Raw genomic sequence first — 25,806 nt, 5'->3', positions numbered from 1 at the left:
ACTGCAGTGATCGATGATGCTGAAGATAATCACCCATGCCGATAGTGCTTCAACCGGCGCCATGATGATGCTGCCCAATGGCGCTGATCGCTGCCTAGACTCCTCGGCACTGATCTCACTTTGTTGCAGGAGTTAGCGATGAGCATGCGTTTTTCCGGCCAGGTTGCCCTGGTCACCGGTGGTGCCGCGGGGATTGGCCGGGCGACGGCGCTGGCGTTTGCCGCCGAAGGGTTGAAGGTCGTGGTGGTCGACCTCGATCAGGGTGGCGGCGAAGGCACGGTCGAGTTGATCCGTAACAGCGGCGGCGAGGCGCTGTTCGTTAGCTGCAACGTCACCCGCGAGGCCGATGTGCGGCAGTTGATGGGGCGCACGGTCGAGGCTTACGGGCGCCTGGACTACGCCTTCAATAACGCCGGCATCGAGATCGAGCAGGGCCGCCTGGCTGAAGGCAGCGAGGCCGAGTTCGACGCGATCATGGGCGTCAACGTCAAGGGTGTGTGGTTGTGCATGAAGTACCAGTTGCCATTGATGCTTGCCCAGGGCGGCGGCGCCATCGTCAACACGGCGTCGGTGGCCGGCCTCGGCGCCGCGCCGAAGATGAGTATCTACAGCGCGTCCAAGCATGCGGTGATCGGCCTTACCAAGTCGGCGGCCATCGAATATGCCAAGAAGAAAATTCGCGTCAACGCGGTGTGCCCGGCGGTGATCGACACCGACATGTTCCGCCGCGCCTATGAAGCCGATCCGCGCAAGGCCGAGTTCGCTGCAGCCATGCACCCGGTCGGGCGCATCGGCAAGGTCGAGGAGATCGCCAGTGCGGTACTTTACCTGTGCAGCGATGGTGCGGCGTTTACAACGGGCCAGTCCCTGGCAGTCGATGGCGGCGCCACGGCTATTTGACTGTTGCCAGTGTCGACACGGTGAGTGCCTTGTAGCTGCGTGCCAGGGCCAGGCCCACCAGCAGGCAGCCAACTAGCAGCACCAGGCCGAACACCAGCAGGGCGTTACCCGGCCCGAGGCTATCGACCAGCAGCCCGGTGAGAATCACAGGCAGGCTGAAGCCCATGTAGGCCAACAGGAAGAAGCCTGCGCTGGCGCGGGTTTTTTCCTCGCCGGCCAGGGTATTCACTGCCGACAGCCCGCCCAGGTAAATAAAGCCATAACAGGCACTGCTGGCGGCTACGGTGCCCAGCAGCACTGCCGCCAGCGCGCCGCTGTCGGCGCCCCAGGCCAGCAGCGCGTAGCTGCAGGGGAGTATCGCCAGGCCGATGGCCGTGGCCCGCACTGGTGCCAGGCGCTTGGCCAGGGGCTGGAACAACAATCCGCAACTGATCACGCAAAAGGTCGAGAACCCTGACCAGTTGGCCAAACCCTGCTGTTTGAGGATCGACGGCAGCAAGGCAATCACCAGCCCGACACAGGCCCAGGCCAGCAGAATTGCCAAACCGTAGGGCAGGCTGCCAGCCGGGTAGCAGGGCAGGCGTAACAGGGCGGCAGGTGGGTCCAGGCGCCGGTCGGGCAATTGCCATACTGCCAGCATCGCCAGGCAGGCCAGCGCCAGGTGCAGGTAGAAGCTGCCCGGTGTCAGGCTTGGGCCACTGAGCAGGAACAGGCTGGTCAGCACCGCGCCCAGGCCGAAGCCCAGCGAGGTGCTGGCGGTGACCCAGGTGGCGGCGTGGTGATTATCTGCGCCGTGCATCAGTTCGCTCATGTAGGTGGTGCCGGTGGCCGACGCCAGGGCGGTGCCGATGCCCAGCAGCAGGCGCGCCAGGCCCAGGGTCTCAAGACCTGGGGCTAAAAGCATCAACAAGGTGGCAAGCATCGACAGTGCCAGGGCGATCAGGATTAGCGGCCGACGCCCGACCCGGTCGGCCAGGCCACCCAGCAACAGCAACACCGGAATCACCCCCAGTACATACCCGGAGAACGCCATGGCCGTGGCCCCGGCACCGTAACCGGGGCGATCGGCGTAAGCGGTGTACAGCGGTGCCTGCAGGTTCACCGCAAAGGTGATCAGGCACAGGGCAAAAGCCAGTAGGGCAGGGTGACGCTGGGTGGGCATGGTCGGCTCCTTGTCGATGGGCCGACTATCCGGTGATAAGCAGGGCCTCACAAGGCACACTGGCAAGGGTTTGTGATTAACTGTTCGGACAAAATCTGCGAACACTTTGCCATGCACCTCAGCCTTGATCGTCACTCCGCCATCCCACTGGTACAGCAATTGACTGGGCAACTGCAGGCCTGGATCGAAGGCCAGCGCTTGCGCCCCGGTAGCCGCTTGCCGTCGATACGTCAGTTGGCCCGGGAGCAGGGCGTCAGCCAGTCCTGCGTGATCGAAGCCTACGACCGGCTGGTGGCAGCAGGCTGGCTGGAGGCGCGCCATGGCGCCGGATTTTTTGTCGCTGAACAGCGCCTCAAGACACCTCTGGTCGATCAGCCGATCCGCGACGAAGCGTTCGGCAGCCGCTGGCAGCAATTCACTGACGATCCGGGCGAGTTGCTCAAGCTGTGCTGTGGCTGGGTGCCCTCCAGCTGGCGCGCCACCGAGGCGATTGCCCAGGCAGTGCGTCAGGTCAGTCGTGGCGCGGTCGATGACCTGATCGACTATTGCCCGCCACTGGGCCTGGCCAGCCTGCGTACCCAGTTGCACAAGGGCCTGGGTCAGATCGGTATCGACGCCGCCCCTGAGCAAATTCTCACCACCCAGGGCGCCAGCCATGCGCTCGATCTGCTGGTGCGCACGTTGCTCAAGCCCGGCGACAAGGTGCTGGTGGAAAGCCCCGGTTACTACAACCTGTACAGCCTGTTGCGCCAGCATCAAGTCGACATGCTCGAAGTGCCGCGTACCCCGCACGGTCCCGATCTGCAGGTGCTGGAAGACCTGCTCAAGCAGCACCGCCCGCGCTGCCTGTACATCAACAGCCTGTACCAGAACCCCACCGGCAGCAGCCTGTCGCCCAAGGTCGCCTATCGCTTGCTGGAACTGGCGCGCGAACATGACCTGCTGATCATCGAGGACGACATCTACGCGGACTTCCAGGGCGGTGCGGTCACGCGCCTGGCAACCCTGGATAGCGAACAGCGGGTGATCTACCTGGCGAGTTTTTCCAAGACCCTGAGCAGTTCGCTACGGGTCGGCTACCTGGTGGCCAGCGCAGAACTGGTCGCCCGCCTGGCGGAGTTGAAAATGGTCAGCGGCCTGGGCACTTCGCGCTTTACCGAACAAGTGGTAGCGCAGATGCTCGGTAACGGCAGCTACCGCAAGAGCACGGCGCGCCTGCGCTTGCGCCTGGCTCAGCACATGGCCAAGGCTTTGGGGCAACTGGAAGCCAGTGGCTGGGAGGTGTTTACCGAACCCTATGGCGGCATGTTCGTCTGGGCGCGCTGCCCGGGGCGCCGTTTTGCCGAGCTGCAGCGCGAGGCGCAGGCCTGTTCGGTACTGTTGGCGCCGGGCAGTGCTTTCGACCCTCAGGGCGCTGCCTGCGACTGGCTGCGGATCAATGTCGCCTATGCCCAGGACCAGCGGGCGCAGGCATTCTTCCAGCGCGCCGGGCGACCTCGGCAGTCCTGAAAACGACGCAACTGTAGCTTTTTGCCATTATTCCGACGCCGGGATCTTGTGCCGCTGACCACGCCATTGCCACTCTCCACCCTTGATGCATTTGCGGGCAGCAGGGGGAAGTGCGATGAGTTCGGCCAAGCGTGGTTTTTTCGCCAACCTGGGCATGGCCCGCAAGCTCGGGCTGGGGTTTGCCCTGGTGTTGCTGCTGACGGCTGTGGTGGCGGCAGCGGGGGTTGCCGCCTTGCATAGCGTCGGGCAACGCTTCGACGGTTTGCAGCAGATGGCGGCACTCAATACCGCGCTGCTCGACACCCGTTTGCAGGAACAGGCATTCGCCCTGCGCTCCGATCCCAAGGCGGTAGACGCGGTGCACCAGCGCCTCGACGACCTGCAAGAGCAGGCCCGGGCGCTGGTGCAACTGAGCGGCGTCGAACAGGCGCTGAATGACTACCGCCAGGCCTTCGACCAGTTCGTCGAGCTGACCCAGGCCAAGGAATTGGCGCTGGACATGGCCAGTTGGTCGGTCTCAAGCGTGGCCAACAACCTTGATGTGCTACAGGCGGGGCTGGCCGATGACGGCACCTATACCCTTAAAGACACCCAGGGCCAGCAGGGCGCCGAGTTCGTCGAGCAAGCCGGGCAGGTGGCTCAGGTCGCCCGCCTGATGCTGCAGGCCATGGATGAAGCGCGGGTGCGCCTGGAGCAGAACCGCAAGGGCGCCGAGGATGCGCGCCAGGGACGCATCGAACAGACCGAACAGGCCGCGGCGCTGGTCGAGCAATTGAAAACTGCGGTGACCGACGCTGGCTATCAGACTGTGTTGGGCGAAGTCAGCACGCACATTGCCAGTTTCAGCGAAAAACTCGCCGAGTACACCGACTTGCTCGGTCGCGAGCAGCAGCTCAAGCAGCAACTTCAGGGACGAGCCGAGCAGGTCACCGAACAGGTCGATCAAGCCCGGCGCGCTGAAGACCGGGCCATGCAGGATGAGTTGAAGCGCAACGCCATGCTGATTCTTGCCGCCTCGTTGCTGGCCCTGTTGGTGGGCGTGCTGGCGGCCTGGCTGATCACTCGCGCCGTGGTCGGCCCGTTGCGCCAGGTGATGGGCCGTGCCCAGCGCATCGCCGCAGGTGATCTACGCGGTGAAATCGATGTCGATCGGCGTGACGAGGTCGGCCAGCTGATGCTGGCCATGCAGCAGATGGGCACGGGCTTGAGCGCGATCGTCAGTGGCCTGCAAAACGGTATTGAGCAACTGGCCAGCAATGCCCAGTCGCTGTCGGCAGTCACCGAGCAGACCAACCGCGAGGTCAACAGCCAGAAGGATGAGACCGAGCAGGTTGCCACCGCCATGCAGCAGATGACCGCCACCGTGCATGATGTTGCGCGCAATGCCGAAGAGGCTGCCCTGGCGGCGCAAACGGCGGACATCAAGGTCGAGAGCGGTCAGCAGGTGGTGCGCCAGAGCATGCAGCGGATCGAGCAACTGGCAAGCTCTGCCGAATCAGCCAGCCAGAGCATCGACAACCTCAGCAGCGAAGTACAGAACATCGGCCAGGTGTTGGAGGTGATCAAGAGCGTTGCCGAGCAGACCAACCTGCTGGCACTCAACGCCGCCATCGAGGCTGCGCGGGCAGGCGAGCAGGGCCGCGGTTTTGCCGTGGTCGCCGACGAGGTGCGGGCACTGGCCCGGCGTACCCAGCAATCGACCGAGGAGATCGAGCGCCTGGTCAGCAGCTTGCGCAGCGGCGCCCAGGCCTCGGTGGCGCAGATTCAGGGCAGTGCCGAGCTGGTCAAACTGGCCGTCAGCGATGCCCTGCACACTGAAAGCGCATTAGGCAGCATTGCCGCGGCAGTGTCGTTGATCCAGCAGATGAACCAGCAGATTGCTGCGGCGGCGCAGCAGCAGAGCTCGGTGGCTGAGGAGATCAACCGCAGCGTCACCCAGATCCGCAGCAGTGCCGATCAATCGGCGCTGGCCATGCAGGGCAACGCCAGCTCAAGTATCGAGCTGGCGCAGTTGGGCAATGACTTGAAGGGAATGGTCGGGCATTTTCGTCTGTAGCAGTTCTGGGGCCGCTGCGCCCCAGTGCTGCTCAGGCCGATTTACGCCAGTTGAGGATCATCAAGGTCAGCACCCCGGCGACGATCCCCCAGAATGCCGAACCGATCGAGAACAGGGTAAAGCCAGAGGCGGTAACCATGAAGGTGATCAGCGCCGCCTCGCGCTCCCTGGCCTCGTTCATCGCCACGGTCAGGCCGTTCATGATCGAGCCGAACAATGCCAGGGCGGCAATCGACAGCACCAGCTCCTTGGGCAGGGCGGCGAACAGCGCCGCCAGGGTGGCGCCGAAGACCCCGGCGATGCCGTAGAAAATCCCGCACCAGACTGCCGCGGTGTAGCGCTTGCTGGGGTCTTCATGGGCATGCGGGCCGGTGCAGATCGCTGCACTGATGGCGGCCAGGTTTACGCCGTGGGAGCCGAACGGTGCCAGCAGCAATGACGCCAGGCCGGTTACCGTGATCAACGGCGAGGCCGGCACCTGGTAGCCATCCGCTCGCAGCACAGCGACACCTGGCATGTTCTGCGAGGTCATGGCCACCACGAACAATGGAATGCCGATGCTGATGGTGGCGGCCAGGGAGAAGCTCGGCGTGGTCCACACCGGCGTTGCCACTTCCAGGCTGAAACCGCTGAAATCCAGCAGGCCCATGGCGCCGGACAACGCGGTACCGATGACCAGAGCGGCGAGGACCGAATAACGCGGCGAAATACGCTTGATCAGCAGGTAGCTGAAGAACATTCCCAGCACCAGCGTGGTCCGATGCTGGGCGGCAATGAAGATTTCGCTACCGATCTTGAACAGGATCCCGGCCAGCAATGCCGAGGCCAGCGAGGCCGGAATGCGTTTGACCAGGCGCTCGAAACTGCCGGTCATGCCGCAGATCACCACCAGCACAGCGCAGGTGATATAGGCACCGATCGCTTCGCCGTAGCTGACCCCGCCCAGGCTGGTGATCAGCAGCGCCGCGCCGGGGGTCGACCAGGCGACGGTAATCGGCGTGCGATAGCGTAGCGACAGGCCGATGCTGCACACCGCCATGCCGATCGACAGCGCCCAGATCCACGACGAGATCTGCCCCGTGGTCAAACCCGCGGCCTGGCCTGCCTGGAACATCAGCACCAGGGAGCTGGTATAACCGGTGAGCATGGCGATAAAGCCAGCCACTACCGCGGATGGCGAGGAGTCGGCCAAAGGGCGCAATTGCGCGGACGTGGCGTCGGGCATGGGGGCATTCCTTGTTCTGGATGTAAGCAGTTTTTTCAGACTACCGCGCACACTGTTGATCTTTGCCATACAGCAGGCATTGCAATTAGCCGTACAGTCGCCAACTATGGGCGCGGGTTCGATTCAGCATTACGAAGAGGGGGAGCGATGTACAAGGTTTACGGCGACTACCAGTCGGGCAACTGCTACAAGATCAAGCTCATGCTGCACCTGCTCGACCTGCCTTATGAATGGCACTCGGTGGATATCCTCAAGGGCGAAACGGAAACCCCGGCGTTCCTGACCATGAACCCCAACGGCAAGGTACCGGTGCTGGAGCTCGAAGATGGCACCTACCTGTGGGAGTCCAACGCGATTCTCAACTTCCTCGCCGACGGCAGTGAATTCCTGCCTACCGAACCGCGTTTGCGCACCCAGGTGCTGCAATGGCAGTTCTTCGAGCAGTACAGCCATGAGCCATACATCGCCGTGGCGCGCTTCATCCAGTTCTACCTGGGGCTGCCGCAAGAGCGGCTGGAGGAATACAAGACCCTGCACAAGGGCGGCTACAAGGCCCTGCGGGTGATGGAGAAACAACTGCAGCTAACGCCTTACCTGGTGGGCGATACCTACTCGATCGCCGATGTGGCACTGTTCGCCTACACCCATGTCGCCCATCAGGGGGGCTTCGACCTCGACGGCTACCCTGGCATCCAGGCATGGCTGGAGCGTGTGGCCGGCCATCCCCGTCATGTGACCATGCTCGGTTGAGTCAGGCGGCAAAGCGCTTGTTGAGGTAGTCGATGATCACCTTGGATTCATACATCCAGGTGGTCTTGCCGTCTTCCTCGATACGCAGGCACGGCACCTTGATCTTGCCGCCTTCGGCAAGCAGGGCCTGGCGATCCTGTTCGTTGTTCTTGGCATCGCGCAGTGCCACCGGCACGTTCAGGCGGTGCAGGGCGCGGCGGGTTTTCACGCAGAACGGGCAGGCGTGAAACTGATACAGGCTCAGGCCCTTGGCTTGTTGCTCGACCTGTGCCTGGGCGGCCGGGTCGCGCTTGAGCTTGGCCGGGCGGCTGATCCAGTCACCGAACACAATCAACTGGCCGAGGCCCACACGCAGTGCTTTGACGATCATGGCAACTCCAAAGAATAAAAAAAGCCGACCACGAAAGGTCGGCTTGCAGGCTGGCCCGATTACTTGATCAGGCTGAGAAACTCGCTGCGGGTCGCGGCGTTTTCACGGAATTCGCCGAGCATCACCGAAGTGATCATGGTCGAGTTCTGTTTTTCCACCCCGCGCATCATCATGCACATGTGCTTGGCCTCGATGACCACGGCAACGCCCAGGGCGCCGGTGACCTGCTGGATCGCTTCGGCGATCTGGCGGCTGAGGTTTTCCTGGATCTGCAGGCGACGTGCGTACATGTCGACGATCCGCGCCACCTTCGACAGTCCCAGAACTTTGCCGTCAGGGATGTAGGCAACATGGGCCTTGCCGATGAACGGCAGCATGTGGTGCTCGCACAGCGAGTACAGCTCGATGTCCTTGACCAGGACCATTTCGCTGTTATCGGAGCTGAACAGGGCGCCGTTAGTCACTTCTTCCAGGGTTTGCTCATAACCGCGGCAAAGGTACTGCATAGCCTTGGCAGCCCGCTTGGGCGTGTCGAGCAGGCCCTCGCGGGAGACATCCTCGCCAAGCTGGCCAAGGATCGCGGTGTAGTTCTGTTCCAGGGACATGGATCTACCTGTGGGATTTATCGCAAACGCGAAGGGTACGGCGGCGACGGCGGCGCTGCAAGTACGGCGTTACTCGTCACGGCCTTCGAGCATGGTTCGCTTGAGCATGACATACACCGCGCCAGTACCGCCATGGCGGGCCTGGCATGAGGTAAAACCGAGCACTTGCGGGTGCTGGCGCAGCCAGGTGTTGACGTGGCTCTTGATCATTGGCCGCTTGCCGTCCAGGCGTACCGCCTTGCCGTGGGTGACGCGCACGCAGCGCACTTCGAAGCGGGTGGCTTCGGCAAGGAAGGCCCACAGGGTTTCCCGGGCCTTTTCGACGGTCATGCCATGCAGGTCGAGGCTGCCTTCAAAGCCGATCTGGCCGAGTTTGAGCTTGCGCATCTGGCTTTCCTGGACGCCGTCACGGCTCCAGTGCAGGTCGTCTTCGGGGCCAACATCAATGACAAACTGGTCCGACAGGCCATCGACCACAGTCTGGTCGCTACGCACCGTCGCGGCCTGGCGCAGGCTTGCCAGTTTTTTGCGGTCGGCCTTGGGTTTGCCGACTTCGGCGCGATCATGGGTGATCGGTTTGACGCCGCGCATCTCGCTTTTGAACAGGGAAAAATCGTCGTCTTGCATGTAAGCCTCCGCCAGGGCGGCGTAGTTTACGCGACTCCCCCCAAACGTGCAGTCAATCGTGTTTTTTCATCAGGTGCGGTGACAGGTTGAGCTCGCGGCTACGGCGCAGGCGCAAGCGGCTGCGGCGCCAGAACCACACGCCCAGGTACAGCAACAACAGGCCAAGGCCAAGCAAGACGCTGGCGCCGGCCGGGTTGGCGTTGAGCTCGCCAAGGGCCGCGGGGCGGCCCAGCAGGCTGGCCGCTCCGGCCATGGCCAGGAGCACGCCGGTGGTTGCCAGCAACGCCGAAAACGCTGCGGCCAGGCGCATGCCCCAGTTACGGGGCGTGCGCGGGCGCAAGCGTTTGGCATCAAAACCATCGGATATTTTCATTCCGATTTCCTCTTTGGATATCCGGCGTTGGACCGAAAAGCCTTGAGGTGGTTCCGCCCGGCTGCCGGGCGGTCGCTCAGATCAGGCTGGTGGTTGGCGCGACGCAGGCAAAGTTGTCGGCCATGATCGCCATCTCGCTCTGCTGGATCTGCGCCGCCGGAATCACCCCGTCCTTGAACGGCAGGTCGCGGGTGGCGCAGGCATCCTCGATCAGGGTGCAGCGGTAGCCGTAGTCCTTGGCCCGGCGCACGGTGGTGCTGACGCTGGAGTGGCTCATGAAGCCGCAGACGATCAGGTCCAGGTGCCCGTACTTTTGCAAGGTCTCGTGCAGGGTAGTGTTCTTGAAGGCATTGGGCATGCGCTTTTCGATGATCACTTCATCGCCCACGGGCTCCAGGCCCGGGATGAATTCACCGCGTGGGCCCTGCGGGTCGAACATGCCGCCGACGGTACCCAGGTGACGCACGTGAATGACCGGGCGCCCGGCTTTGCGGGCCGCCTCGAGCATTTTAGCGATGTTGGCCACGGCCGCGTCCATGCCCGAGAGCGCCAGGGGACCGCTGAGGTACTCCTTTTGCGCATCGATAATCACCAGGCTGGCGTTGTTCAGCTTGGCCGGCGGATAGCCGCGGCCGCTGAGGTGGAACATCGTCGTTGGAACAGACATCAAGGGCTCCTTTGGATAGGGCTTTTACCCTATTGTCCCCTGCCTGAGCACTTATGTGAATCGCTTCGCGTACAACCAGCGTCGTTAGTGGCCTGCAGCCACCCTGGCGATATCCTTACAGGGTGTTTTTGCCGATCATTTCTTTTCCCGGGCTGTTAGAATCGCAGGTCGTCTTTCAAGGAGTCTGTTGTGATCACTTCTCGCTTGCGCACCCTGCGCGATCATATCCGTTGGGCCGTCAGCCGTTTCCACGAGCATGGCCTGTTTTTCGGTCATGGCGCCGACAACGCCTGGGATGAAGCGCGGCTGCTGGTGCTCGGCTCGGTGCACCTGCCCTGGGAAGTTGCCGACGCCTACCTGGACTGCCAGCTGGAAGACGACGAGCTGGTCAACCTGCAGCGTATGCTCAAGCGCCGCATCGAAGACCGCGTGCCTACCGCCTACCTGCTGGGCGAGGCGTGGTTCTGCGGCCTGTCGTTCATCGTCGACGAGCGCGTGCTGATTCCGCGCTCACCGATTGGCGAACTGATCGAAAAACGCTTCGAACCGTGGCTGGCCAGCGAACCTGCCCGCATCCTTGACCTTTGCACCGGCTCCGGCTGCATCGGCATCGTCAGTGCCGAAGTGTTCCCCGAGGCTGAGGTGGTGCTGGCCGACCTGTCGTTCGAAGCGCTGGAAGTCGCCAACCAGAACATCGAGCGCCATGGCCTGGAAGAGCGCGTCTATACCGTGCAGGGCGACGGATTTGCCGGCCTGCCGGGTCAGCGTTTCGACCTGATCCTGTCCAACCCGCCGTACGTCGATGCCGAAGACTTTGCTGACATGCCCGAGGAATATCACCACGAGCCGGAGCTGGGCCTGGCCTGCGGTAACGACGGCCTGGACCTGGTGCGGCGGATGCTGGCTGAAGCAGCCGATCACCTGACCGACAAAGGCTTGCTGATTGTCGAGGTGGGCAACAGCCAGGTGCATGTCGAGGCGTTGTACCCAGAGGTGGATTTCGCCTGGCTGGAGTTCGAGCGCGGCGGCCACGGGGTGTTCATGCTCACGGCTGAGCAGTGCCGCCAGCACCAGGGGCTGTTTGCCTCGAGGGTGTAAGCACAAAGCCCGCTCCTGTAGGAGCGGGCTTTCCCTGCGATAGATTCAGCGGTGAGTCGCAATCCAGATCAACAACCCCGCCTGAAACACCGCAAAGGCCACCAGGCAGGTGATGGTAAAGCGCAGCCCGCTGTCTTCGCGGCGGTACTTGCTGACTCGTTCGTCACGTTCGCGCAACTGCGCCTCTTTTTCCTGCAAGTTCTGCTCGGCCTGTTGCAGCATCTGCGCGGCATCGAGGATCTCGACCCGCTGCACCTTGTCACTGTTCCAGCCGCCCTTGAGTTCACCGACCTGGACATCGACGAAGCGTCCCTTCAGGTGCTGGGCATCGGCGTACTCGACCTCCAGGCCATGGCTGCGCAGCACATGGTCGCGGCGCAGGCGGGTGTCTTCGTTGAGCGCATCCTTGCTCGGCAGGGCAGCCCCTTCGACCCGGTAGTGCGGCCACTTGCGCTGCGCCCACTGCACGGCCTGGTTGAGCAGAAAGCGCCCCAGGCCACGGTTCAGCGGCTCGATCTGCAGGCCGGTGTCGGGCGTGAAGGTCACGCGTTTTTCTTCGTGGTCGACCCACACATCCAGGTGGTTCTGTTCCTTGCGCACTTTTTGCACCGGCAACTGGATGGCCATGCGCAGCAGGCTGGTCTGTTTGTTGTGGCGCTCGGCATAACCGTACTGGACAAAGCGTAGCGGCCGTGCACCGCTGCTGCGATCGGTCGGCAACGGCGCCAGGCGCAGCATCTGGAAATGTTCGGGGGCAACATCGGCCCAGGGCAGGGGGGCAACTTCCGGTGCTGCCTGCTCGGCAGTCGTCTCGGCGGTGTCCTGGGGGGCGGCTTCGGTCATCACGGCAATCCTCATGTGCGCAGCGGGCTGGTCGCATTGACGATGCCAGCACCGCTTTATCGGCAGGATTGGCCCGGACTGGAGGCGTAATTTCTGCGATTTGGCCTCAGCTGGCAGGCAACCGCTGAATGAAGTCGACAACGCGCTGGCCAACTTCCGCTGCTTGCGGCAGTTGCCGATCAAGATAGCTGTCGCGTTGCTGGCTCATTTCTTCGGGAGCGATGCGCAGCATGTGGTTCATGCCCTTGATCAAGGCCAGCTCGGCATCCGGCTTGGCGGCCTTGAGGATCTCGGCGTTGTCGACACCGACCTGAAAGTCATGGGTGCCCTGGATGATCAATGCCGGCACCTTGACCTTGGCGAAGGCCTCGGCCGGGTCCTGGCGGAACAGCGAAATCAGGTAGGGCTGCACGCTCGGGCGCAGGACGTCCTCCAGTGGCAGCGGCACGCGGGAAGAAGTCTTGCCGTTTTTCAAGCGGTCAAGGATGTCGTGGGCACTGGCCATGTAGCGCCCAGGGATCCGGTCGAACATCTGCGCCCGCAGCGCCTTGTCGATCGGCCAGCCACTGCCGGCGATGCTGATCACCGCACTGGCGCCGCTTTGCTCGGCGGCAAGGCTGGCAATCAGCGCACCTTCGCTGTGACCGAGCAGGACCAGACGGCCGAAGCGCGGGTCGGCCTTGATTTTCTGGCTCCAGGCCACCGCGTCGGCAACGTAGCGTTCCACCGTCAGATCACGTTCATCCGGGGTGGCGGCCAGGCTGGCGGCGACACCGCGCTTGTCGTAGCGCACGCTGGCGATATTGTTTTTCGCCAGGGTCAGGGCCAGTTGCTTGAGGTTGTCGGTGTTGCCGCCGTAAGGATTGTTACCGTCGCGGTCGGTCGGCCCGGAGCCGGCAATGATCAACACTACCGGTGGCGGCTGCTCGCTGCGCGGCAACAGCAGGCTGCCGTGCAGTACGCCGCTGCCGGTATCGAGGCTGACCGGGCGCTGGAATACGGTTGGGGCAGCAGCCTGGACCAGGCCACTGAACAGTAGGGCGAACACTGCAACAATACGCAACATCATCAGGCCACTATCGAGAGAGTGCGGTTTGGACCGGGGCCGGCGCAGAAGGTTCGCCGTCAGGGATGAACTGAATGGTTAGCCTGCGTATACTGGCGGCCTTGTTCAAATCTGGCTGATTCGCGGAGCGTCCTGCATGTCCGGCAATACCTACGGCAAGCTGTTCACTGTCACCACCGCTGGCGAAAGCCATGGTCCGGCGTTGGTCGCCATTGTCGATGGCTGCCCGCCGGGCCTGGAAATTTCCCTGGCTGACCTGCAGCACGACCTCGATCGGCGCAAGCCCGGCACCAGCCGCCACACCACCCAACGCCAGGAAGCCGACGAAGTCGAAATCCTCTCGGGTGTGTTCGAAGGCCGGACCACCGGTTGCTCGATCGGGTTGCTGATTCGCAACACCGACCAGAAATCCAAAGACTACTCGGCGATCAAGGACCTGTTCCGCCCGGCCCACGCCGACTACACCTACCACCACAAGTACGGTGAGCGCGACTACCGCGGCGGTGGTCGCAGCTCGGCGCGCGAAACCGCCATGCGCGTGGCTGCTGGCGCTATCGCCAAGAAGTACCTGGCCAGCCAGGGCATCCGCATTCGCGGCTACATGAGCCAGCTCGGCCCGATCGAAATCCCTTTCAAGACCTGGGACTCGGTGGAGCAGAACGCTTTCTTCAGCCCCGACCCGGACAAGGTCGCCGAGCTTGAGGCCTACATGGACCAGCTGCGCCGCGACCAGGATTCGGTCGGGGCGAAGATCACCGTGGTCGCCGAAGGTGTCATGCCAGGCCTTGGCGAGCCGATCTTCGATCGCCTGGACGCCGAGCTTGCCCATGCGCTGATGAGCATCAACGCAGTCAAGGGCGTGGAGATCGGCGCAGGTTTTGCCAGCGTCGCCCAACGCGGTACCGAGCATCGTGACGAGCTGACCCCGGAAGGTTTCCTCAGTAACAACGCCGGCGGCATTCTTGGCGGTATTTCCTCCGGCCAGCCGATCGTTGCCCACCTGGCCCTCAAGCCGACGTCGAGCATTACCACCCCGGGCCGCTCCATCGATGTCGATGGCAATCCGGTCGAGGTCATCACCAAGGGCCGTCACGACCCGTGCGTGGGTATTCGCGCCACGCCGATCGCCGAAGCGATGATGGCCATCGTGCTGATGGATCACCTGCTGCGCCATCGCGGGCAGAATGCCGATGTACGCGTGAAGACCCCGGTGCTGGGCCAGCTGTAATGCTGGCTGCGGCCAATCACGCTGCGGCTCGCTGAGCCGTGGCGGCGATTCCCTACTGGCGACTGTCCAGTTTCTACCTCTTCTACTTCGCCTTGCTCGGCTCGACCGCGCCGTTTCTGGCGTTGTATTTCGATCATCTGGGTTTTTCCAGCGCGCGCATCGGCGAGCTGGTTGCCATTCCCATGCTGATGCGTTGCGTGGCCCCCAACCTGTGGGGCTGGCTGGGTGACCGCAGTGGCCAGCGCTTGCTGATCGTGCGCCTGGGCGCGTTGTCGACCCTGGCAACCTTTTCGCTGATCTTCTTCGGCAAGAGCTACGCCTGGCTGGCGCTGGTGATGGCGTTGCATGCGTTCTTCTGGCATGCGGTTTTGCCGCAGTTCGAGGTGATCACCCTGGCGCACCTGCAAGGGCAGACCGCACGTTACAGCCAGATCCGCCTGTGGGGCTCGATCGGTTTTATCCTCACCGTGGTCGGCCTTGGCCGCTTGTTCGACTGGTTGAGCCTGGATATCTACCCGGTGGCGCTGGTGATCATCATGGCCGGTATCGTCCTGGCCAGCCTCTGGGTGCCCAATGCCCAGCCGCCCGGGCAGAATGAGCGGACCAGCGGCGGCGGGTTTCTCAAGCAACTGGCCAGCCCCGGGGTGGCCGCGTTTTACCTGTGCGTGGCGTTAATGCAACTGAGCCACGGCCCGTACTACACCTTCCTGACCTTGCACCTAGAGCACCTGGGCTACAGCCGCGGCACCATCGGCATGCTCTGGGCGCTGGGAGTGGTGGCCGAGGTGCTGATGTTTTTGGCCATGAGCTGGATCCTGGCGCGGGTATCGCTGCGCCGGGTGCTGCTGGCCAGCTTCACCCTGGCTGCGGTGCGCTGGGCGTTGCTCGGCAACTTTGCCGAGCACCTGGGCGTGCTGTTGTTTGCCCAACTCCTGCATGCGGCCACCTTCGGCAGTTTTCACGCGGCCGCCATTGCCTTCGTGCAACGCAGCTTCGCAGCCCGCCAGCAAGGCCAGGGGCAGGCGCTGTATGCCGCACTGGCCGGCACCGGCGGTGCCATGGGTGCCTTGTACTCCGGCTATAGCTGGAACCTGCTGGGGCCGGCTACCACCTTTAGTATTGCCAGCGTCGCAGCCTTGGCTGCAGCCGTTATCATTGCGCTTCGAATGAAAGAGGACAGTTGCCCCGATGAGCAGCCTTAGCGTGTATCACCAGTCCACCCCGGACACCCCAAACAAGGTACTGACTCACCTGGAGGACATCGCCGCGACCCTGAAAGAGCAAGGCGTGCGTTTTGCCCGTTGGCAGGCTGGCGCGCCGATTCAGGCGGGCGCAAGCGACCAGCAGTTGATCGACGCTTATCAAGCCGGTATCGATGCCCTAAAAGCCGAGACCGGTTACGCCCGTGTCGAGGTAAGCCGCGAAGCGGATACCAGCCTGCGCGATGAGCACACCTGTGCCGAAGATCGGCTGCACTTTTTTGCCGCCGGGCGCGGGCTGGTCAGCCTGCGGATCGAGGACTACATCTATGCGGTGTTGTGCGAGAAGGGTGACTTGATCGGCGTGCCGGCAGGGGTTCGGCACTGGTTCGACATGGGCGAGGAGCCGCGGTTCGTGGCGATCCGGGTGTTCAACCGGCCGGAAGGTGGGCTTGTACGGTTTACTGGCGATTCGATTGCCAAGATTTTCCCGCGGCTTGACGACTGATAAACGCCATCGCGGGGCAAGCCCGCTCCTACAGGTAGGAGCGGGCTTGCCCCGCGAAGTTACCGATAAGTCGGCAAGGCAAACCGCTGCTGGCTTTGCAGCATGGTGATCACCGGCAGTTCACTGGCCTGCTCGGCCAGGTCGCGGCGAATCGCACTGATCGCCCACGACAACTGTTCGGCACTGTGCAGCTGTGCGTAGGAAATCGAACGTTTGGTCTGGGTACCGTCCGCTGCCCGCAGGGTCAGCAGAATTCCACCATCGGGGCGCGCCTGGGTGGTGACGTCGTAGGCGGAGAATACCGAGGCGAATTTTTCCTGGATGAGGTCCATATCAGCTCCTGACTGTTAGTGGCAGACATGGAGTGACAGGTGCAGCGTCTGTGCCAGCTTTTCTATTAAATAAAATCCTTATAAATCAATAGCTTAAATTATTAACTTAAGCATGGAGCCGTGCATTCTGCATGGTCGTGCATTTTGCACAGTGCATTTTGCAGTACCGCATTGGCCAATAGATTTCTTCTCTGGTAGCCATGATTTATCCACAGTTGACCCGGGGCGCTGCCTGACCAAGACTTGGGCCTTTCCGATAGCCAGGAGGTTCCCCATGTCTCACCCACGCAGGCCAACGCCGATGAACGAAGACGAGGCGGCAGCGTTTGCCGAAGAGGTCTTCGACCGGGCGCGCAAGGGCGACGCGGTAATACTCGGGCGCTTGCTGGAAAACGGTTTGCCGGTGAACCTGCGCAATGGCAATGGCGACACCTTGCTGATGCTTGCCAGCTACCATGGGCACCTGGAGGCCGTGGCGGTGCTGCTCGAGCACGGCGCCGACCCGCAGATCGCCAATGACAAGGGTCAGTTGCCGATTGCCGGCGCGGCTTTCAAGGGCAACCTGGAGATGGTTCAGTTACTGGTGGACAAGGGCGCCGAGGTCGATGGCGCGTCCGCCGATGGACGCACCGCGCTGATGATGGCGGCGATGTTCAACCGCACCGTGATCGTCGACTACCTGCTGGCTCAAGGCGCCAACCCTCGCCATCGCGATGCCCGTGGCACCGATGCCCTGGGCGCGGCGCAAACCATGGGCGCTCCCGAGACCGCCGAGCAGTTGCTCAAGCTGCTCGGCTAACCCCGAGGGGCCTTTTGCGGCTATCCTTGGCGACTTTTTTCAGCGTCGCAGGGCCCCTTCATGAAACTCCAACTGGCCGAACTCATCGGCAAAATCAGCGCTGGCTGCATGGGCGAAGACGAAGTCGCGCGCATCGCCGACGAAGCCGCCCAGGCCTATGCCGACCCCCAGGCGTTTCTCGCCGCCAACCCGGACATCAACTACGACGACAGTTTCCCGATCCCGCTGGGTGAGTGGATTGTCGTTGGCAGCCTGCCCGACACCGTGTTGTTCCAGGCCGATAGCTATCAGGATCTGTTCCAGCAGATCACCGACTCTTTCGACAAGAGCGTGCCGTTCAACCTCAAGCCCAAGCAGTTGGCCAAAGTCGAGCCGCTGACCGCGCTCAACCGCATCCAGGTGCAGATGGGGGCGATGAACAAGGAAGCCGGCGGCTATGTGCTGATGAACTTCAGCCAGTTGCTCGATGATGACCTTCAGATGGTGCTGGTCGGCAGCAACGACCTGCCGCGGGTACTGGAGCTGTGCGCTGAAGTCGGCATTGCCGCAGCGCCGGCCCTGGAAGCGCTGCGGGTGGCCGTGCACGTCTAACCCAGGGCGGTATCGAGGAACATCATTACCGCAAAGCCGCCCATCAGGCCCAGGGTTGCCGAGGTTTGGTGGCCGTTGCGGTGGGTTTCCGGAATCACTTCGTGGGACACCACGAAAATCATCGCCCCGGCTGCCAGGCCCATGCTCACCGGGTAGGCAATGGCAAAGCCGGTGGAAATACCCAGGCCGATCACTGCGCCAATGGGTTCCATCAAGCCAGAGCCGATGGCCACCAGCGCCGCCTTGAAGGTCGAAAGACCGGTGGCGCGCAATGCCAGCGCCACGGCCAGGCCTTCGGGGATGTCCTGAATGGCAATGGCGCTGGTCAGCGGCAGGCCGACATTGAGGTCGCCGTTGGCAAAACTGACGCCGATGGCCATGCCTTCGGGCAGGTTGTGCAGGGTGATTGCCAGGACGAACAGCCACACCCGGTTGATCCGGTCCGCCTGCGGTCCGCATGGGCCGGTGCTTTCATGTTCGTGCGGGGTAAAGCGGTCAAGGCCGAGCATCAGCAAGACGCCCAGGCCCATGCCGACCACCACCGTCAGTGCCGCGTAGGGGCCGCTGCCGGTGATCTCCCGGGCAGCGTCGAGGCCCGGCAGAATCAACGAGAAGGAGCTGGCGGCGAGCATCATGCCAGCGGCAAAACCGAGCATCACATCCTGGGTGCGCGCGCTAATCTCGCGCAAGACCACTGCCATGACTGCGCCAAGGGCGGTGGCGGCAAACCCGGCGAGGCCGCCGAGCATGGCCATGTGCAGGTTTTGCTGGTGGTCGCCATGCACAGCATTCCACGCGCTGGCGATCAGCAGGCCGAGCACCACCAGCAAGCTCAAACCCAGGCCTGCACTGAGCCACGGGCTGCTTTGTGCCTGCTGCAACCAGGCGTTCCACAAGGGGACGGGAGCGGGGCTGCTGTGGCTGTGGGCGGGTGGCATAGGGACCTCTCTGGCGCAATTGAATCAATCGAGTGTAACCAGCGCTACCGGGCCGCGGCGAACGATTCGCTTCTATGGGGCTGATAGCCAGCTATCCTGAGGGCAGACGCGACCAAGGGAGCAACACCATGGGTTCTACCTTCAATAGCCTGGTTGGCCTGATCATCCTCGCCCTGGACATCTGGGCGATCATCAATGTGATCAAGAGTGGTGCCAGTGTTGGCGCCAAGATTCTCTGGATCCTGCTGATTCTGCTGCTGCCGGTGCTGGGGCTGATTATCTGGGCGATAGCCGGGCCGCGGGGCAATGTGCGGCTGTAGCCCGATTATCTTCAGATCAGCCAGGTCCCTTCCAGTTCCAACAGGATCTGCTTGCGTTCGATCCCGCCGGCAAAGCCGGTGAGGGTGCCGTTACTGCCGATCACCCGATGGCAGGGGATGACGATGGCAATCGGGTTAGCGCCATTAGCTGTGCCCACTGCCCGCACTGACTTGGGGTTGCCAATGGCCCGGGCAAGTTCGCCGTAGCTGCAGGTGGTGCCGTAGGGAATGCGCTGCAGGGCCTGCCAAACCTCGCGCTGGAACGGTGTGCCCCGGGGCGCCACACGCACCTCGAAGGTCTCGCGCTTGCGCGCGAAATACTCGTCCAGCTGGCGTGCCACGTCGTCCAGCTGGTTGCTGGCCGGCAGCCAGTCGGCGGCCAGCTCCCAGGGCTGGGCGGCATCCATGTGCAGCAGGCGCAGGCCCTGTTCATCGCCTACCAGCAGCAGCGGGCCAAGCGGGCTTGGTAGGTAGCGAAAAAACATGGGGTAATGATCTCCCTGCGGATAACCCTGATTCTATTACGAAATTTTCACAAACGATTGCCGACAATTTGCGCGCGCAATTATCCGTTCGCCGAATGGCCGTGCAACGCGCTCGCGTTTAGGGCACATTTGCCGATTCGTTTTACCGCCTTCCTCGAACCTGAACCCTAGGATCCTCCAATTCATGGCTAACACGGACGCCTTGAGTCAACAGCGGGCTGCGTCACGCCCGTTGCAACCGACGCTGAAATCGCATCTGGCCTACACCCTGCTGTGCGGCCTGGTGATCATGCTGATGCTCAGCCTGGTCCGCCTGGCCCTGCTGGTCTACAACAGCGACATGATCGGCGACACGCCGACCTCGACCGTGGCCGAGGGTTTCCTCAATGGCCTGCGTTTCGACTTGCGGGTCGTGGTGTACCTGAGCATCCCGCTGCTGCTGGCGATCCTCAGTGCCCGGGCCATGGCTGCCCGCGGCCTGTTCCGCGCCTGGCTGACCATCGCGTCGAGCATCGTGATGTTCCTCGGCCTGATGGAGATGGACTTCTACCGCGAGTTCCACCAGCGCCTCAACGGCCTGGTATTCCAGTACGTCAAGGAAGATCCGAAAACCGTGCTGAGCATGCTCTGGTACGGCTTCCCGGTGGTGCGCTACCTGCTGGCCTGGGCGTTTGGCACCTGGCTGCTGAGCCTGCTGTTCAAGGGCATCGACCGCCTGACCCGACCTGCTGGCGTATATGAAAGCCAGGTCGCCGGCACGCGCAACGTCGCGCCTTGGTACGTGCGCGGCGTAGTGTTCTTCATGGTCCTGCTGGTAGCGGTCATCGCCGCTCGCGGCACCCTGCGCCAGGGCCCGCCAATGCGGTGGGGCGATGCCTTCACCACCGACTCGAACTTCGTCAACCAGCTGGGCCTGAACGGCACCCTGACCCTGATCGATGCCGCCAAAAGCCGCTTCGGCGAGGACCGCGCCAATATCTGGAAGTCGACCATCGAACAAGGCCTGGCTACCCAGACCGTGCGCGACATGTTGTTGACTGCCAACGACAAGCTGGTCGATGCCGACAGCGCCGCGGTGCGCCGTGACTTCACCCCGCCGGCGGACAACACCCTGGCGATCAAGAACGTCGTGGTGATCCTCATGGAGAGCTTCGCCGGTCATTCGGTCGGCGCGCTAGGCAGCCCGAACAACATCACCCCGTACTTCGACAAACTGGCGAAAGAGGGCTTGCTGTTCGACCGCTTCTTCTCCAACGGTACCCATACCCACCAGGGCATGTTCGCCACCATGGCTTGCTACCCGAACCTGCCGGGTTTCGAGTACCTGATGCAGACCCCCGAAGGCGGCCACAAGCTGTCGGGCTTGCCGGCGCTGCTCAGTGCCCGTGATTACGACGACGTCTACGTCTACAACGGTGATTTTGCCTGGGACAACCAGTCCGGTTTCTTCGGCAACCAGGGCATGACCACCTTCATCGGCCGTAACGACTTCGTCAATCCGGTGTTCTCCGACCCGACCTGGGGCGTGTCCGACCAGGACATGTTCGACCGCGGCAACGAAGAGCTTGCCAAGCACGATGGCAAGAAGCCGATCTACGCGTTGCTGCAGACCCTGTCCAACCACACGCCGTATGCGCTGCCCAAGGACCTGCCGGTCGAGAAAGTCACCGGCCAGGGCCGTCTGGACGAGCACCTGACCGCCATGCGCTACTCCGACTGGGCCCTGGGCCAGTTCTTCGAGAAGGCGCGCAAGGAGCCTTACTTCAAGGAAACCCTGTTCGTCATCGTCGGCGACCATGGCTTTGGCAACCACCAGCAGGTCACTGAGCTCGACCTCGGGCGCTTCAACGTGCCGCTGCTGCTGATCGCCCCGGGTATCCAGGAGAAGTTCGGTGCGGTCAACCACACCGTCGGTACCCAGATCGACATCGTGCCGACCATCATGGGCCGACTGGGCGGCGAAACCCGCCATCAGTGCTGGGGCCGTGACCTGCTCAACCTGCCGGCCGGTGACCAGGGCTTTGGCATGATCAAGCCATCGGGCAGCGAGCAGATCGTTGGCCTGGTCAAGGGTGACCGCATCCTGATCGAGTCCAAGGACATGTCGCCACGCATGTACCGCTATGAGCTGGGTGCCAACTTCAAGGCCGAGCTGATCGAAGCGCCGGACCAGACCGAACTGACCCACAAGCTTGAGTCGTTCATCCAGACCGCGACCAAGAGCCTGCTGGACAACACCGCTGGTGTAGTGCACGGCACCCCGGAATAGCCAGGTTGCTGGTGCTGTAAAAACAGGACCCCGGCTTGCCGGGGTCTTGGCTTTCTGGGCCATGGATGCTCAAATCGCGCGCTTGAGGAAGCGGGGGCTGCAATGGCGCCCATCAAAAAAGGATTTTTGCGTGCGCGTGTTCGTATTGTTTGCCGGCCTGTGCCATTCACTGTTGGCGCTGGCCGATGTTGCACCGGCGGATTACCAGACGCCCCCCGGCTGGCGTACCGAATGCATGGGCCGGGTACAGTTCGATGTGCCCAAGGACATTGACTGGCACATTTCCAGTGGCTATTGGCAGTACTACAATTTCAAGCTTCCCAATCCCACAATCACCCCAGGTGAGCAGCAGATTGCCTACGGCGACGGCTTGACTCCCAAACAACGCTATCTGGTTGACATCGAGGTCAGCCCGTTGACCACTCGCGAACTCTTCGAGCAGATCCGCTATTCCCAAACCCTCAACGTTGAGCCTGCGCAACAGCGGGTTGTCAAGGCAGAGATAAAGGCGCTGGATGCCGTCATCAGCGAAACCCGTAGTGACGACTCGGGCTACAGGGCACTGCTGGACCAAAGTATCGAGCTGGATGAAAAGCTCGAGCGTATCGGCTATGTGCATTCTCAACTGATCTTGCTTGACGATCTGATTCGGCAATTTGCTGCCGAAGGTCGGTCGGTGGCGAAGGCGCAGGTCGAGCGCGATGCCTTCTTCAAAGAACAGGCACAGTGGCCGACCGATGTAGAGTTCGAGCATGAGCGTTCTATCGAGCTGGGGCTGCCGGATGCGTTTGCCAATTGGTATGAAGGCAAACTGGTAGCCTATCTGTGGCGCAACCAACGCATCTATCGTTTCAACTTCCATAGCGGCGCCACCACGGCAACCGCATCCGCTTCGCTGGCATTACTGGAGCCCAGGGCACGCACCGTGCTGGCTGCGTTCCGTACCCGGGCGCAGTACGAAATCCCCCAGGACAACGGCTTCTGTGTGCCCCATGGCTTCATTGCCGACGATGGCGCACCGCGGCATGCCATCACCCTGGGCTTCACGCCGGCAGACAACCCCAAGCTGCTGCACCGCCTGAGCATGAGCAACGATGATGAAAAAGCCGTCGACATGGTCCCGATGATGCTGGATCGACTGATTGCCAACCCGTTTCCCGAGTTGCTCAGTATCGACAAGTTCGGGCCTTCAAGCGTGCCCATTGGTGCCGCCAAGGGGCGTATCGGCGGCGCGCGCTTTCGCCCTCATGATCCTGAAACGCTCGAACCGTCGGCCGTCGAAACGTTCAGGATGGTCGCCGGCGTCTCGTCCTCCGGGCATCAGCCCACCCTGGTGCTGGGCGTGATCAACGAACACTCCCAACCACCCCTGCAGTTCGAGCCCTCCAGGGACGATTTTCTACGCACACTGCAAAGCGTACGTGCGTTGCCAGGCGGCCATCGCTTCGCGGTGCAAGACGACTGAACGACCACCACTGTGCTGAGGTCAACGGAAGGTAAGCCCGATTCACCCTGAACATCTGTACAGAGGAGAGTCCAATGAAAGCATGGGTCATTACCTTTGTTGACCAGAAGGGCGAGCGTACCTCGCTGTCGCTCACCGCGGAGCTGGAGCCGAGTACCGAAGAGGCAGCGCGGCTGATTCGCTCCCATCTGTTTCCGGTCCTGGGCGAACTGGACCTCAATGATTTTCAGGACCGCGAACCCTCGCCAACGGCCAAATGGCTGAAGGAGCAGAACGGGGTGGAGATCACTGCCATCACTGAAGGGCCTTGAACCCGCATGCCGGCTGGCACGCTGGGCAATCAGGCGCTACGCTGCAGACAAGGTCGGGCAATTTTTTTGATTGTCCGGGCTTGCCGATCCACGTCACGCAACAGCTCGAATTGCCCCCGCACGGCTTGTGTGGCGGGCAGGTGCGTTTTGCACTGAAAGTCTATCCATCGGTAATGAGGAGGACGATTCATGAGCAGCCAATACGAGGACATCAGCAGCACGGTCTTGCGTCGGATGAAAGAAGGGGGGTTCAACTTCGCGCAAATTCATCCCATCGAGTTTTATGCGGTATTTCCGGACGAGGCACGGGCGCGGCGAGCGGCAGGTAAGTTTCGCGGCGAATCACTCAGTGCCCAGGTACACGAGCGTGATGATGGCGCCTGGCACCTGGAGCTGAGCAAGGTGATGTTTGCAACCTATGGCGGAATCGGCGAATTCGAACAGGATTTCGAGGCGGTGATCGCCCCGCTGGGTGGAGAAATAGAAGGCTGGGGCGTCAAGCAGGAGCGGCAACTGGCCTGAGTGACGAACAAGCGCGGCGCTTCGCAATGAAGCGCTGCCGTCAAAGCAACCGGGGCGGTTGCACAGATCTGGTGCGACCGTTCTTCGCTTAAATCACAACGTATTGAATAACAAGGAATTATGCCGCTGGCACGAGGCTTGCGATGGCTCGGGTGCACGGGTGACAAGGAGTTCGGCATGATCCGCACCTTTTACGATGAGATGTACACCGCTGACGGTCAGGTCCGTCCGCATTACCGGGAGTTCGCCCGCTGGCTGGCCGAAACCCCACCGGAGCTGCTCGCCCAGCGTCGACGTGAAGCCGACCTGCTATTCCATCGCGCCGGCATAACCTTCACCCTTTATGGCGACGAGCAGGGCACCGAGCGCCTGATCCCCTTCGATACCATCCCGCGCAGCATCCCGGCCAGTGAATGGCGGGTGGTCGAGCGTGGCTGCATTCAACGGGTCAAGGCGTTGAACCTGTTTCTAGCCGACCTGTACCACGACCAGCGCATCATCCGCGCCGGCATCATCCCCGCCGAGCAGGTGCTGGCCAACGACCAGTACCAGCTGGCGATGCAGGGCCTGGACCTGCACCGCGACATTTACTCGCATATTTCCGGGGTCGACCTGGTGCGCGATGGCGATGGCAGCTATTACGTGCTCGAAGACAACCTGCGTACCCCCAGCGGCGTCAGCTATATGCTCGAAGACCGCAAGATGATGATGCGCCTGTTCCCCGAGCTGTTCGCTGCCCAGCGCATCGCGCCCATCGATCACTACCCCAACCTGCTGCTCGATACCCTCAAGAGCTCTAGCCCGCTGGATAACCCCAGCGTCGTGGTGCTGACCCCCGGGCGTTTCAACAGCGCGTTTTTCGAACATGCCTTCCTCGCCCGCGAAATGGGCGTCGAGCTGGTTGAGGGTGCCGACCTGTTCGTACGTGACGAGCGGGTGTTCATGCGCACCACCGACGGCCCCAAGGCGGTCGATGTGATCTACCGGCGCCTGGACGATGCCTTCCTTGACCCATTGGCGTTCAATCCCGATTCGATGCTCGGCGTTCCCGGGCTATTGGCCGCCTACCGCTGCGGCAATGTAGTGCTGGCCAATGCCATTGGCACCGGGGTTGCCGACGACAAGTCGATCTACCCCTATGTCACCGACATGATCCGCTTTTATCTCGACGAGGAGCCGATCCTGAAAAACGTGCCGACCTGGCAGTGCCGCAAGCCTGAAGAGCTGTCCCATGTGCTGGCGCACCTGCCGGAACTGGTGGTCAAGGAAACCCAGGGCTCCGGCGGCTACGGCATGCTGGTCGGCCCGGCGGCAACCCGTGCCGAGATCGAGGCCTTCGCCGCCCGGATCAAAGCCCGGCCAGCGGCCTACATCGCTCAGCCGACGCTGTCGCTGTCGACCTGCCCGACCTTCGTCGAAAACGGCATCGCCCCGCGGCATATCGATTTGCGTCCCTTCGTGCTGTCCGGGCGCGAGACCCGGGTTGTGCCTGGCGGCCTGACCCGGGTGGCCCTGCGTGAAGGCTCGCTGGTGGTCAACTCGTCCCAGGGCGGCGGTACCAAGGACACCTGGGTGGTCGAGGATTAAG

Annotated in this window: 28 protein-coding genes and 1 pseudogene; 17 read left to right on the top strand and 12 right to left on the bottom strand. The window is 62.4% G+C overall.

Features of this window, described 5'->3' with window-relative positions; translation table 11 throughout:
• The first annotated feature begins 138 nt into the window (after positions 1-138).
• The gene (locus ABIE20_RS07940) at positions 139-900 is read left to right on the top strand and encodes an SDR family oxidoreductase (RefSeq protein ID WP_429504159.1); all 762 of its coding nucleotides are present in this window, start codon (positions 139-141) and stop codon (positions 898-900) included.
• On the opposite strand, the gene ABIE20_RS07935 is transcribed toward ABIE20_RS07940, so the two are convergent.
• Positions 893-2,062, bottom strand: a complete 1,170-nt coding sequence (locus tag ABIE20_RS07935; RefSeq protein WP_429504157.1) for an MFS transporter — start codon at positions 2,060-2,062, stop codon at positions 893-895. The genes ABIE20_RS07940 and ABIE20_RS07935 overlap by 8 nt on opposite strands.
• Before the next feature lie 111 nt (positions 2,063-2,173).
• Here ABIE20_RS07935 and ABIE20_RS07930 point away from each other — a divergent pair, with 111 nt between their 5' ends.
• The 3 genes and pseudogenes from ABIE20_RS07930 to ABIE20_RS07920 all read left to right on the top strand — a co-directional run bounded on the left by ABIE20_RS07930 (position 2,174) and on the right by ABIE20_RS07920 (position 5,627).
• Positions 2,174-3,571: a PLP-dependent aminotransferase family protein gene (locus ABIE20_RS07930; RefSeq protein WP_429504155.1), complete on the top strand. Its 1,398-nt coding sequence runs from the start codon at positions 2,174-2,176 to the stop codon at positions 3,569-3,571.
• Positions 3,572-3,656: 85 nt separating this feature from the next.
• Positions 3,657-4,718, top strand: a pseudogene (locus tag ABIE20_RS07925) (methyl-accepting chemotaxis protein); the annotation flags it as partial.
• Positions 4,719-4,745: 27 nt separating this feature from the next.
• Positions 4,746-5,627 carry a methyl-accepting chemotaxis protein gene (locus tag ABIE20_RS07920; RefSeq protein WP_429504280.1) on the top strand — a complete coding sequence of 294 codons (882 nt, stop codon included), beginning with the start codon at positions 4,746-4,748 and terminating at the stop codon, positions 5,625-5,627.
• Between the two features lie 31 nt (positions 5,628-5,658).
• Here ABIE20_RS07920 and ABIE20_RS07915 read toward each other — a convergent pair whose 3' ends face one another.
• Positions 5,659-6,852, bottom strand: coding sequence for a benzoate/H(+) symporter BenE family transporter (locus tag ABIE20_RS07915; RefSeq protein ID WP_429504153.1), 1,194 nt, complete (start codon positions 6,850-6,852; stop codon positions 5,659-5,661).
• 147 nt (positions 6,853-6,999) lie between these two features.
• Between ABIE20_RS07915 and ABIE20_RS07910 the strand changes: the two genes are divergently transcribed.
• Positions 7,000-7,602, top strand: a complete 603-nt coding sequence (locus ABIE20_RS07910; RefSeq protein ID WP_429504151.1) for a glutathione S-transferase family protein — start codon at positions 7,000-7,002, stop codon at positions 7,600-7,602.
• A gap of 1 nt (position 7,603) precedes the next feature.
• Here ABIE20_RS07910 and ABIE20_RS07905 read toward each other — a convergent pair whose 3' ends face one another.
• From ABIE20_RS07905 to ABIE20_RS07885, 5 genes are all read right to left on the bottom strand, one after another.
• Complete coding sequence (locus ABIE20_RS07905; protein WP_429504149.1) at positions 7,604-7,972, bottom strand: glutathione S-transferase N-terminal domain-containing protein; 369 nt, start codon at positions 7,970-7,972, stop codon at positions 7,604-7,606.
• Positions 7,973-8,031: 59 nt separating this feature from the next.
• On the bottom strand, positions 8,032-8,577 hold the full coding sequence (gene folE / locus ABIE20_RS07900) for a GTP cyclohydrolase I FolE (protein ID WP_038994069.1): 546 nt from the start codon (positions 8,575-8,577) through the stop codon (positions 8,032-8,034).
• A 69-nt stretch (positions 8,578-8,646) separates the two neighbouring features.
• The gene (locus ABIE20_RS07895) at positions 8,647-9,204 is read right to left on the bottom strand and encodes a Smr/MutS family protein (RefSeq protein ID WP_038994072.1); all 558 of its coding nucleotides are present in this window, start codon (positions 9,202-9,204) and stop codon (positions 8,647-8,649) included.
• A gap of 52 nt (positions 9,205-9,256) precedes the next feature.
• Entirely contained in the window at positions 9,257-9,577 is a 321-nt protein-coding gene (locus ABIE20_RS07890) for a hypothetical protein (protein ID WP_429504147.1), read from the bottom strand.
• Between the two features lie 76 nt (positions 9,578-9,653).
• Complete coding sequence (locus ABIE20_RS07885; RefSeq protein ID WP_429504146.1) at positions 9,654-10,244, bottom strand: cysteine hydrolase family protein; 591 nt, start codon at positions 10,242-10,244, stop codon at positions 9,654-9,656.
• 189 nt (positions 10,245-10,433) lie between these two features.
• On the opposite strand from ABIE20_RS07885, the gene prmB reads away from it, so the two are divergent.
• Positions 10,434-11,342, top strand: a complete 909-nt coding sequence (gene prmB / locus ABIE20_RS07880) for a 50S ribosomal protein L3 N(5)-glutamine methyltransferase (RefSeq protein ID WP_429504144.1) — start codon at positions 10,434-10,436, stop codon at positions 11,340-11,342.
• 45 nt (positions 11,343-11,387) lie between these two features.
• Here the strand turns inward: prmB and ABIE20_RS07875 are convergent, their stop codons facing one another.
• Complete coding sequence (locus ABIE20_RS07875) at positions 11,388-12,185, bottom strand: hypothetical protein (RefSeq protein WP_429504142.1); 798 nt, start codon at positions 12,183-12,185, stop codon at positions 11,388-11,390.
• 106 nt (positions 12,186-12,291) lie between these two features.
• Positions 12,292-13,254: an alpha/beta hydrolase gene (locus tag ABIE20_RS07870; RefSeq protein WP_429504140.1), complete on the bottom strand. Its 963-nt coding sequence runs from the start codon at positions 13,252-13,254 to the stop codon at positions 12,292-12,294.
• Positions 13,255-13,387: 133 nt separating this feature from the next.
• Between ABIE20_RS07870 and aroC the strand changes: the two genes are divergently transcribed.
• Genes aroC through ABIE20_RS07855 form a run of 3 tightly spaced genes read left to right on the top strand, consistent with a single transcriptional unit; the run spans position 13,388 to position 16,186 of the window.
• Positions 13,388-14,479, top strand: coding sequence for a chorismate synthase (gene aroC / locus ABIE20_RS07865; RefSeq protein WP_429504138.1), 1,092 nt, complete (start codon positions 13,388-13,390; stop codon positions 14,477-14,479).
• 38 nt (positions 14,480-14,517) lie between these two features.
• Positions 14,518-15,681: an MFS transporter gene (locus ABIE20_RS07860; RefSeq protein WP_429504136.1), complete on the top strand. Its 1,164-nt coding sequence runs from the start codon at positions 14,518-14,520 to the stop codon at positions 15,679-15,681.
• Positions 15,668-16,186, top strand: coding sequence for an acireductone dioxygenase (locus tag ABIE20_RS07855; protein ID WP_429504135.1), 519 nt, complete (start codon positions 15,668-15,670; stop codon positions 16,184-16,186). The genes ABIE20_RS07860 and ABIE20_RS07855 overlap by 14 nt, the downstream gene beginning before the upstream one ends.
• Positions 16,187-16,245: 59 nt before the next feature.
• Here the strand turns inward: ABIE20_RS07855 and ABIE20_RS07850 are convergent, their stop codons facing one another.
• Positions 16,246-16,518: a DUF3509 domain-containing protein gene (locus ABIE20_RS07850; protein WP_429504133.1), complete on the bottom strand. Its 273-nt coding sequence runs from the start codon at positions 16,516-16,518 to the stop codon at positions 16,246-16,248.
• 274 nt (positions 16,519-16,792) lie between these two features.
• On the opposite strand from ABIE20_RS07850, the gene ABIE20_RS07845 reads away from it, so the two are divergent.
• Positions 16,793-17,317, top strand: a complete 525-nt coding sequence (locus tag ABIE20_RS07845) for an ankyrin repeat domain-containing protein (protein ID WP_429504131.1) — start codon at positions 16,793-16,795, stop codon at positions 17,315-17,317.
• Positions 17,318-17,377: 60 nt separating this feature from the next.
• On the top strand, positions 17,378-17,908 hold the full coding sequence (locus ABIE20_RS07840; RefSeq protein ID WP_429504129.1) for a hypothetical protein: 531 nt from the start codon (positions 17,378-17,380) through the stop codon (positions 17,906-17,908).
• Here the strand turns inward: ABIE20_RS07840 and ABIE20_RS07835 are convergent.
• The gene (locus tag ABIE20_RS07835) at positions 17,905-18,846 is read right to left on the bottom strand and encodes a ZIP family metal transporter (RefSeq protein ID WP_429504127.1); all 942 of its coding nucleotides are present in this window, start codon (positions 18,844-18,846) and stop codon (positions 17,905-17,907) included. The genes ABIE20_RS07840 and ABIE20_RS07835 overlap by 4 nt on opposite strands.
• Positions 18,847-18,974: 128 nt before the next feature.
• Here ABIE20_RS07835 and ABIE20_RS07830 point away from each other — a divergent pair, with 128 nt between their 5' ends.
• Complete coding sequence (locus ABIE20_RS07830) at positions 18,975-19,166, top strand: PLDc N-terminal domain-containing protein (protein ID WP_429504126.1); 192 nt, start codon at positions 18,975-18,977, stop codon at positions 19,164-19,166.
• Positions 19,167-19,177: 11 nt separating this feature from the next.
• On the opposite strand, the gene ABIE20_RS07825 is transcribed toward ABIE20_RS07830, so the two are convergent.
• A complete protein-coding gene (locus ABIE20_RS07825; protein ID WP_429504124.1) occupies positions 19,178-19,651 on the bottom strand; it encodes a methylated-DNA--[protein]-cysteine S-methyltransferase in 474 nt (157 codons plus the stop codon).
• 184 nt (positions 19,652-19,835) lie between these two features.
• Between ABIE20_RS07825 and ABIE20_RS07820 the strand changes: the two genes are divergently transcribed.
• The 5 genes from ABIE20_RS07820 to ABIE20_RS07800 all read left to right on the top strand — a co-directional run bounded on the left by ABIE20_RS07820 (position 19,836) and on the right by ABIE20_RS07800 (position 25,805).
• Positions 19,836-21,920 (top strand): LTA synthase family protein, encoded by a 2,085-nt coding sequence (locus ABIE20_RS07820; RefSeq protein ID WP_429504122.1) that lies wholly within the window; start codon positions 19,836-19,838, stop codon positions 21,918-21,920.
• A gap of 130 nt (positions 21,921-22,050) precedes the next feature.
• Entirely contained in the window at positions 22,051-23,385 is a 1,335-nt protein-coding gene (locus ABIE20_RS07815; RefSeq protein ID WP_429504120.1) for a T6SS immunity protein Tli4 family protein, read from the top strand.
• Between the two features lie 74 nt (positions 23,386-23,459).
• Positions 23,460-23,696, top strand: a complete 237-nt coding sequence (locus ABIE20_RS07810) for a hypothetical protein (protein WP_429504119.1) — start codon at positions 23,460-23,462, stop codon at positions 23,694-23,696.
• Between the two features lie 189 nt (positions 23,697-23,885).
• Positions 23,886-24,218: a ribonuclease E inhibitor RraB gene (locus tag ABIE20_RS07805; protein WP_010226349.1), complete on the top strand. Its 333-nt coding sequence runs from the start codon at positions 23,886-23,888 to the stop codon at positions 24,216-24,218.
• A 177-nt stretch (positions 24,219-24,395) separates the two neighbouring features.
• On the top strand, positions 24,396-25,805 hold the full coding sequence (locus ABIE20_RS07800) for a circularly permuted type 2 ATP-grasp protein (RefSeq protein ID WP_429504117.1): 1,410 nt from the start codon (positions 24,396-24,398) through the stop codon (positions 25,803-25,805).
• Position 25,806: the final 1 nt, after the last annotated feature.

Origin of the sequence: Pseudomonas sp. 2835, from assembly GCF_050435905.1 — a bacterium.
In the GTDB taxonomy this organism is placed as follows: domain Bacteria; phylum Pseudomonadota; class Gammaproteobacteria; order Pseudomonadales; family Pseudomonadaceae; genus Aquipseudomonas.
Note: the sequence above shows the minus strand (reverse complement) of the source record. Positions and strands in the feature narration are given on the sequence as shown.

Bases quoted from the DNA above. Each gene is read 5' to 3' on its own strand.
- ABIE20_RS07940 (WP_429504159.1), top strand. From the start codon at position 139: ATGAGCATGCGTTTTTCCGGCCAGGTTGCCCTGGTCACCGGTGGTGCC.
- ABIE20_RS07935 (WP_429504157.1), bottom strand. From the start codon at position 2,062: ATGCCCACCCAGCGTCACCCTGCCCTACTGGCTTTTGCCCTGTGCCTG.
- ABIE20_RS07930 (WP_429504155.1), top strand. From the start codon at position 2,174: ATGCACCTCAGCCTTGATCGTCACTCCGCCATCCCACTGGTACAGCAA.
- ABIE20_RS07920 (WP_429504280.1), top strand. From the start codon at position 4,746: ATGCTGGCCATGCAGCAGATGGGCACGGGCTTGAGCGCGATCGTCAGT.
- ABIE20_RS07915 (WP_429504153.1), bottom strand. From the start codon at position 6,852: ATGCCCGACGCCACGTCCGCGCAATTGCGCCCTTTGGCCGACTCCTCG.
- ABIE20_RS07910 (WP_429504151.1), top strand. From the start codon at position 7,000: ATGTACAAGGTTTACGGCGACTACCAGTCGGGCAACTGCTACAAGATC.
- ABIE20_RS07905 (WP_429504149.1), bottom strand. From the start codon at position 7,972: ATGATCGTCAAAGCACTGCGTGTGGGCCTCGGCCAGTTGATTGTGTTC.
- folE (WP_038994069.1), bottom strand. From the start codon at position 8,577: ATGTCCCTGGAACAGAACTACACCGCGATCCTTGGCCAGCTTGGCGAG.
- ABIE20_RS07895 (WP_038994072.1), bottom strand. From the start codon at position 9,204: ATGCAAGACGACGATTTTTCCCTGTTCAAAAGCGAGATGCGCGGCGTC.
- ABIE20_RS07890 (WP_429504147.1), bottom strand. From the start codon at position 9,577: ATGAAAATATCCGATGGTTTTGATGCCAAACGCTTGCGCCCGCGCACG.
- ABIE20_RS07885 (WP_429504146.1), bottom strand. From the start codon at position 10,244: ATGTCTGTTCCAACGACGATGTTCCACCTCAGCGGCCGCGGCTATCCG.
- ABIE20_RS07875 (WP_429504142.1), bottom strand. From the start codon at position 12,185: ATGACCGAAGCCGCCCCCCAGGACACCGCCGAGACGACTGCCGAGCAG.
- ABIE20_RS07870 (WP_429504140.1), bottom strand. From the start codon at position 13,254: ATGATGTTGCGTATTGTTGCAGTGTTCGCCCTACTGTTCAGTGGCCTG.
- aroC (WP_429504138.1), top strand. From the start codon at position 13,388: ATGTCCGGCAATACCTACGGCAAGCTGTTCACTGTCACCACCGCTGGC.
- ABIE20_RS07855 (WP_429504135.1), top strand. From the start codon at position 15,668: ATGAGCAGCCTTAGCGTGTATCACCAGTCCACCCCGGACACCCCAAAC.
- ABIE20_RS07850 (WP_429504133.1), bottom strand. From the start codon at position 16,518: ATGGACCTCATCCAGGAAAAATTCGCCTCGGTATTCTCCGCCTACGAC.
- ABIE20_RS07845 (WP_429504131.1), top strand. From the start codon at position 16,793: ATGTCTCACCCACGCAGGCCAACGCCGATGAACGAAGACGAGGCGGCA.
- ABIE20_RS07840 (WP_429504129.1), top strand. From the start codon at position 17,378: ATGAAACTCCAACTGGCCGAACTCATCGGCAAAATCAGCGCTGGCTGC.
- ABIE20_RS07835 (WP_429504127.1), bottom strand. From the start codon at position 18,846: ATGCCACCCGCCCACAGCCACAGCAGCCCCGCTCCCGTCCCCTTGTGG.
- ABIE20_RS07830 (WP_429504126.1), top strand. From the start codon at position 18,975: ATGGGTTCTACCTTCAATAGCCTGGTTGGCCTGATCATCCTCGCCCTG.
- ABIE20_RS07825 (WP_429504124.1), bottom strand. From the start codon at position 19,651: ATGTTTTTTCGCTACCTACCAAGCCCGCTTGGCCCGCTGCTGCTGGTA.
- ABIE20_RS07820 (WP_429504122.1), top strand. From the start codon at position 19,836: ATGGCTAACACGGACGCCTTGAGTCAACAGCGGGCTGCGTCACGCCCG.
- ABIE20_RS07810 (WP_429504119.1), top strand. From the start codon at position 23,460: ATGAAAGCATGGGTCATTACCTTTGTTGACCAGAAGGGCGAGCGTACC.
- ABIE20_RS07805 (WP_010226349.1), top strand. From the start codon at position 23,886: ATGAGCAGCCAATACGAGGACATCAGCAGCACGGTCTTGCGTCGGATG.
- ABIE20_RS07800 (WP_429504117.1), top strand. From the start codon at position 24,396: ATGATCCGCACCTTTTACGATGAGATGTACACCGCTGACGGTCAGGTC.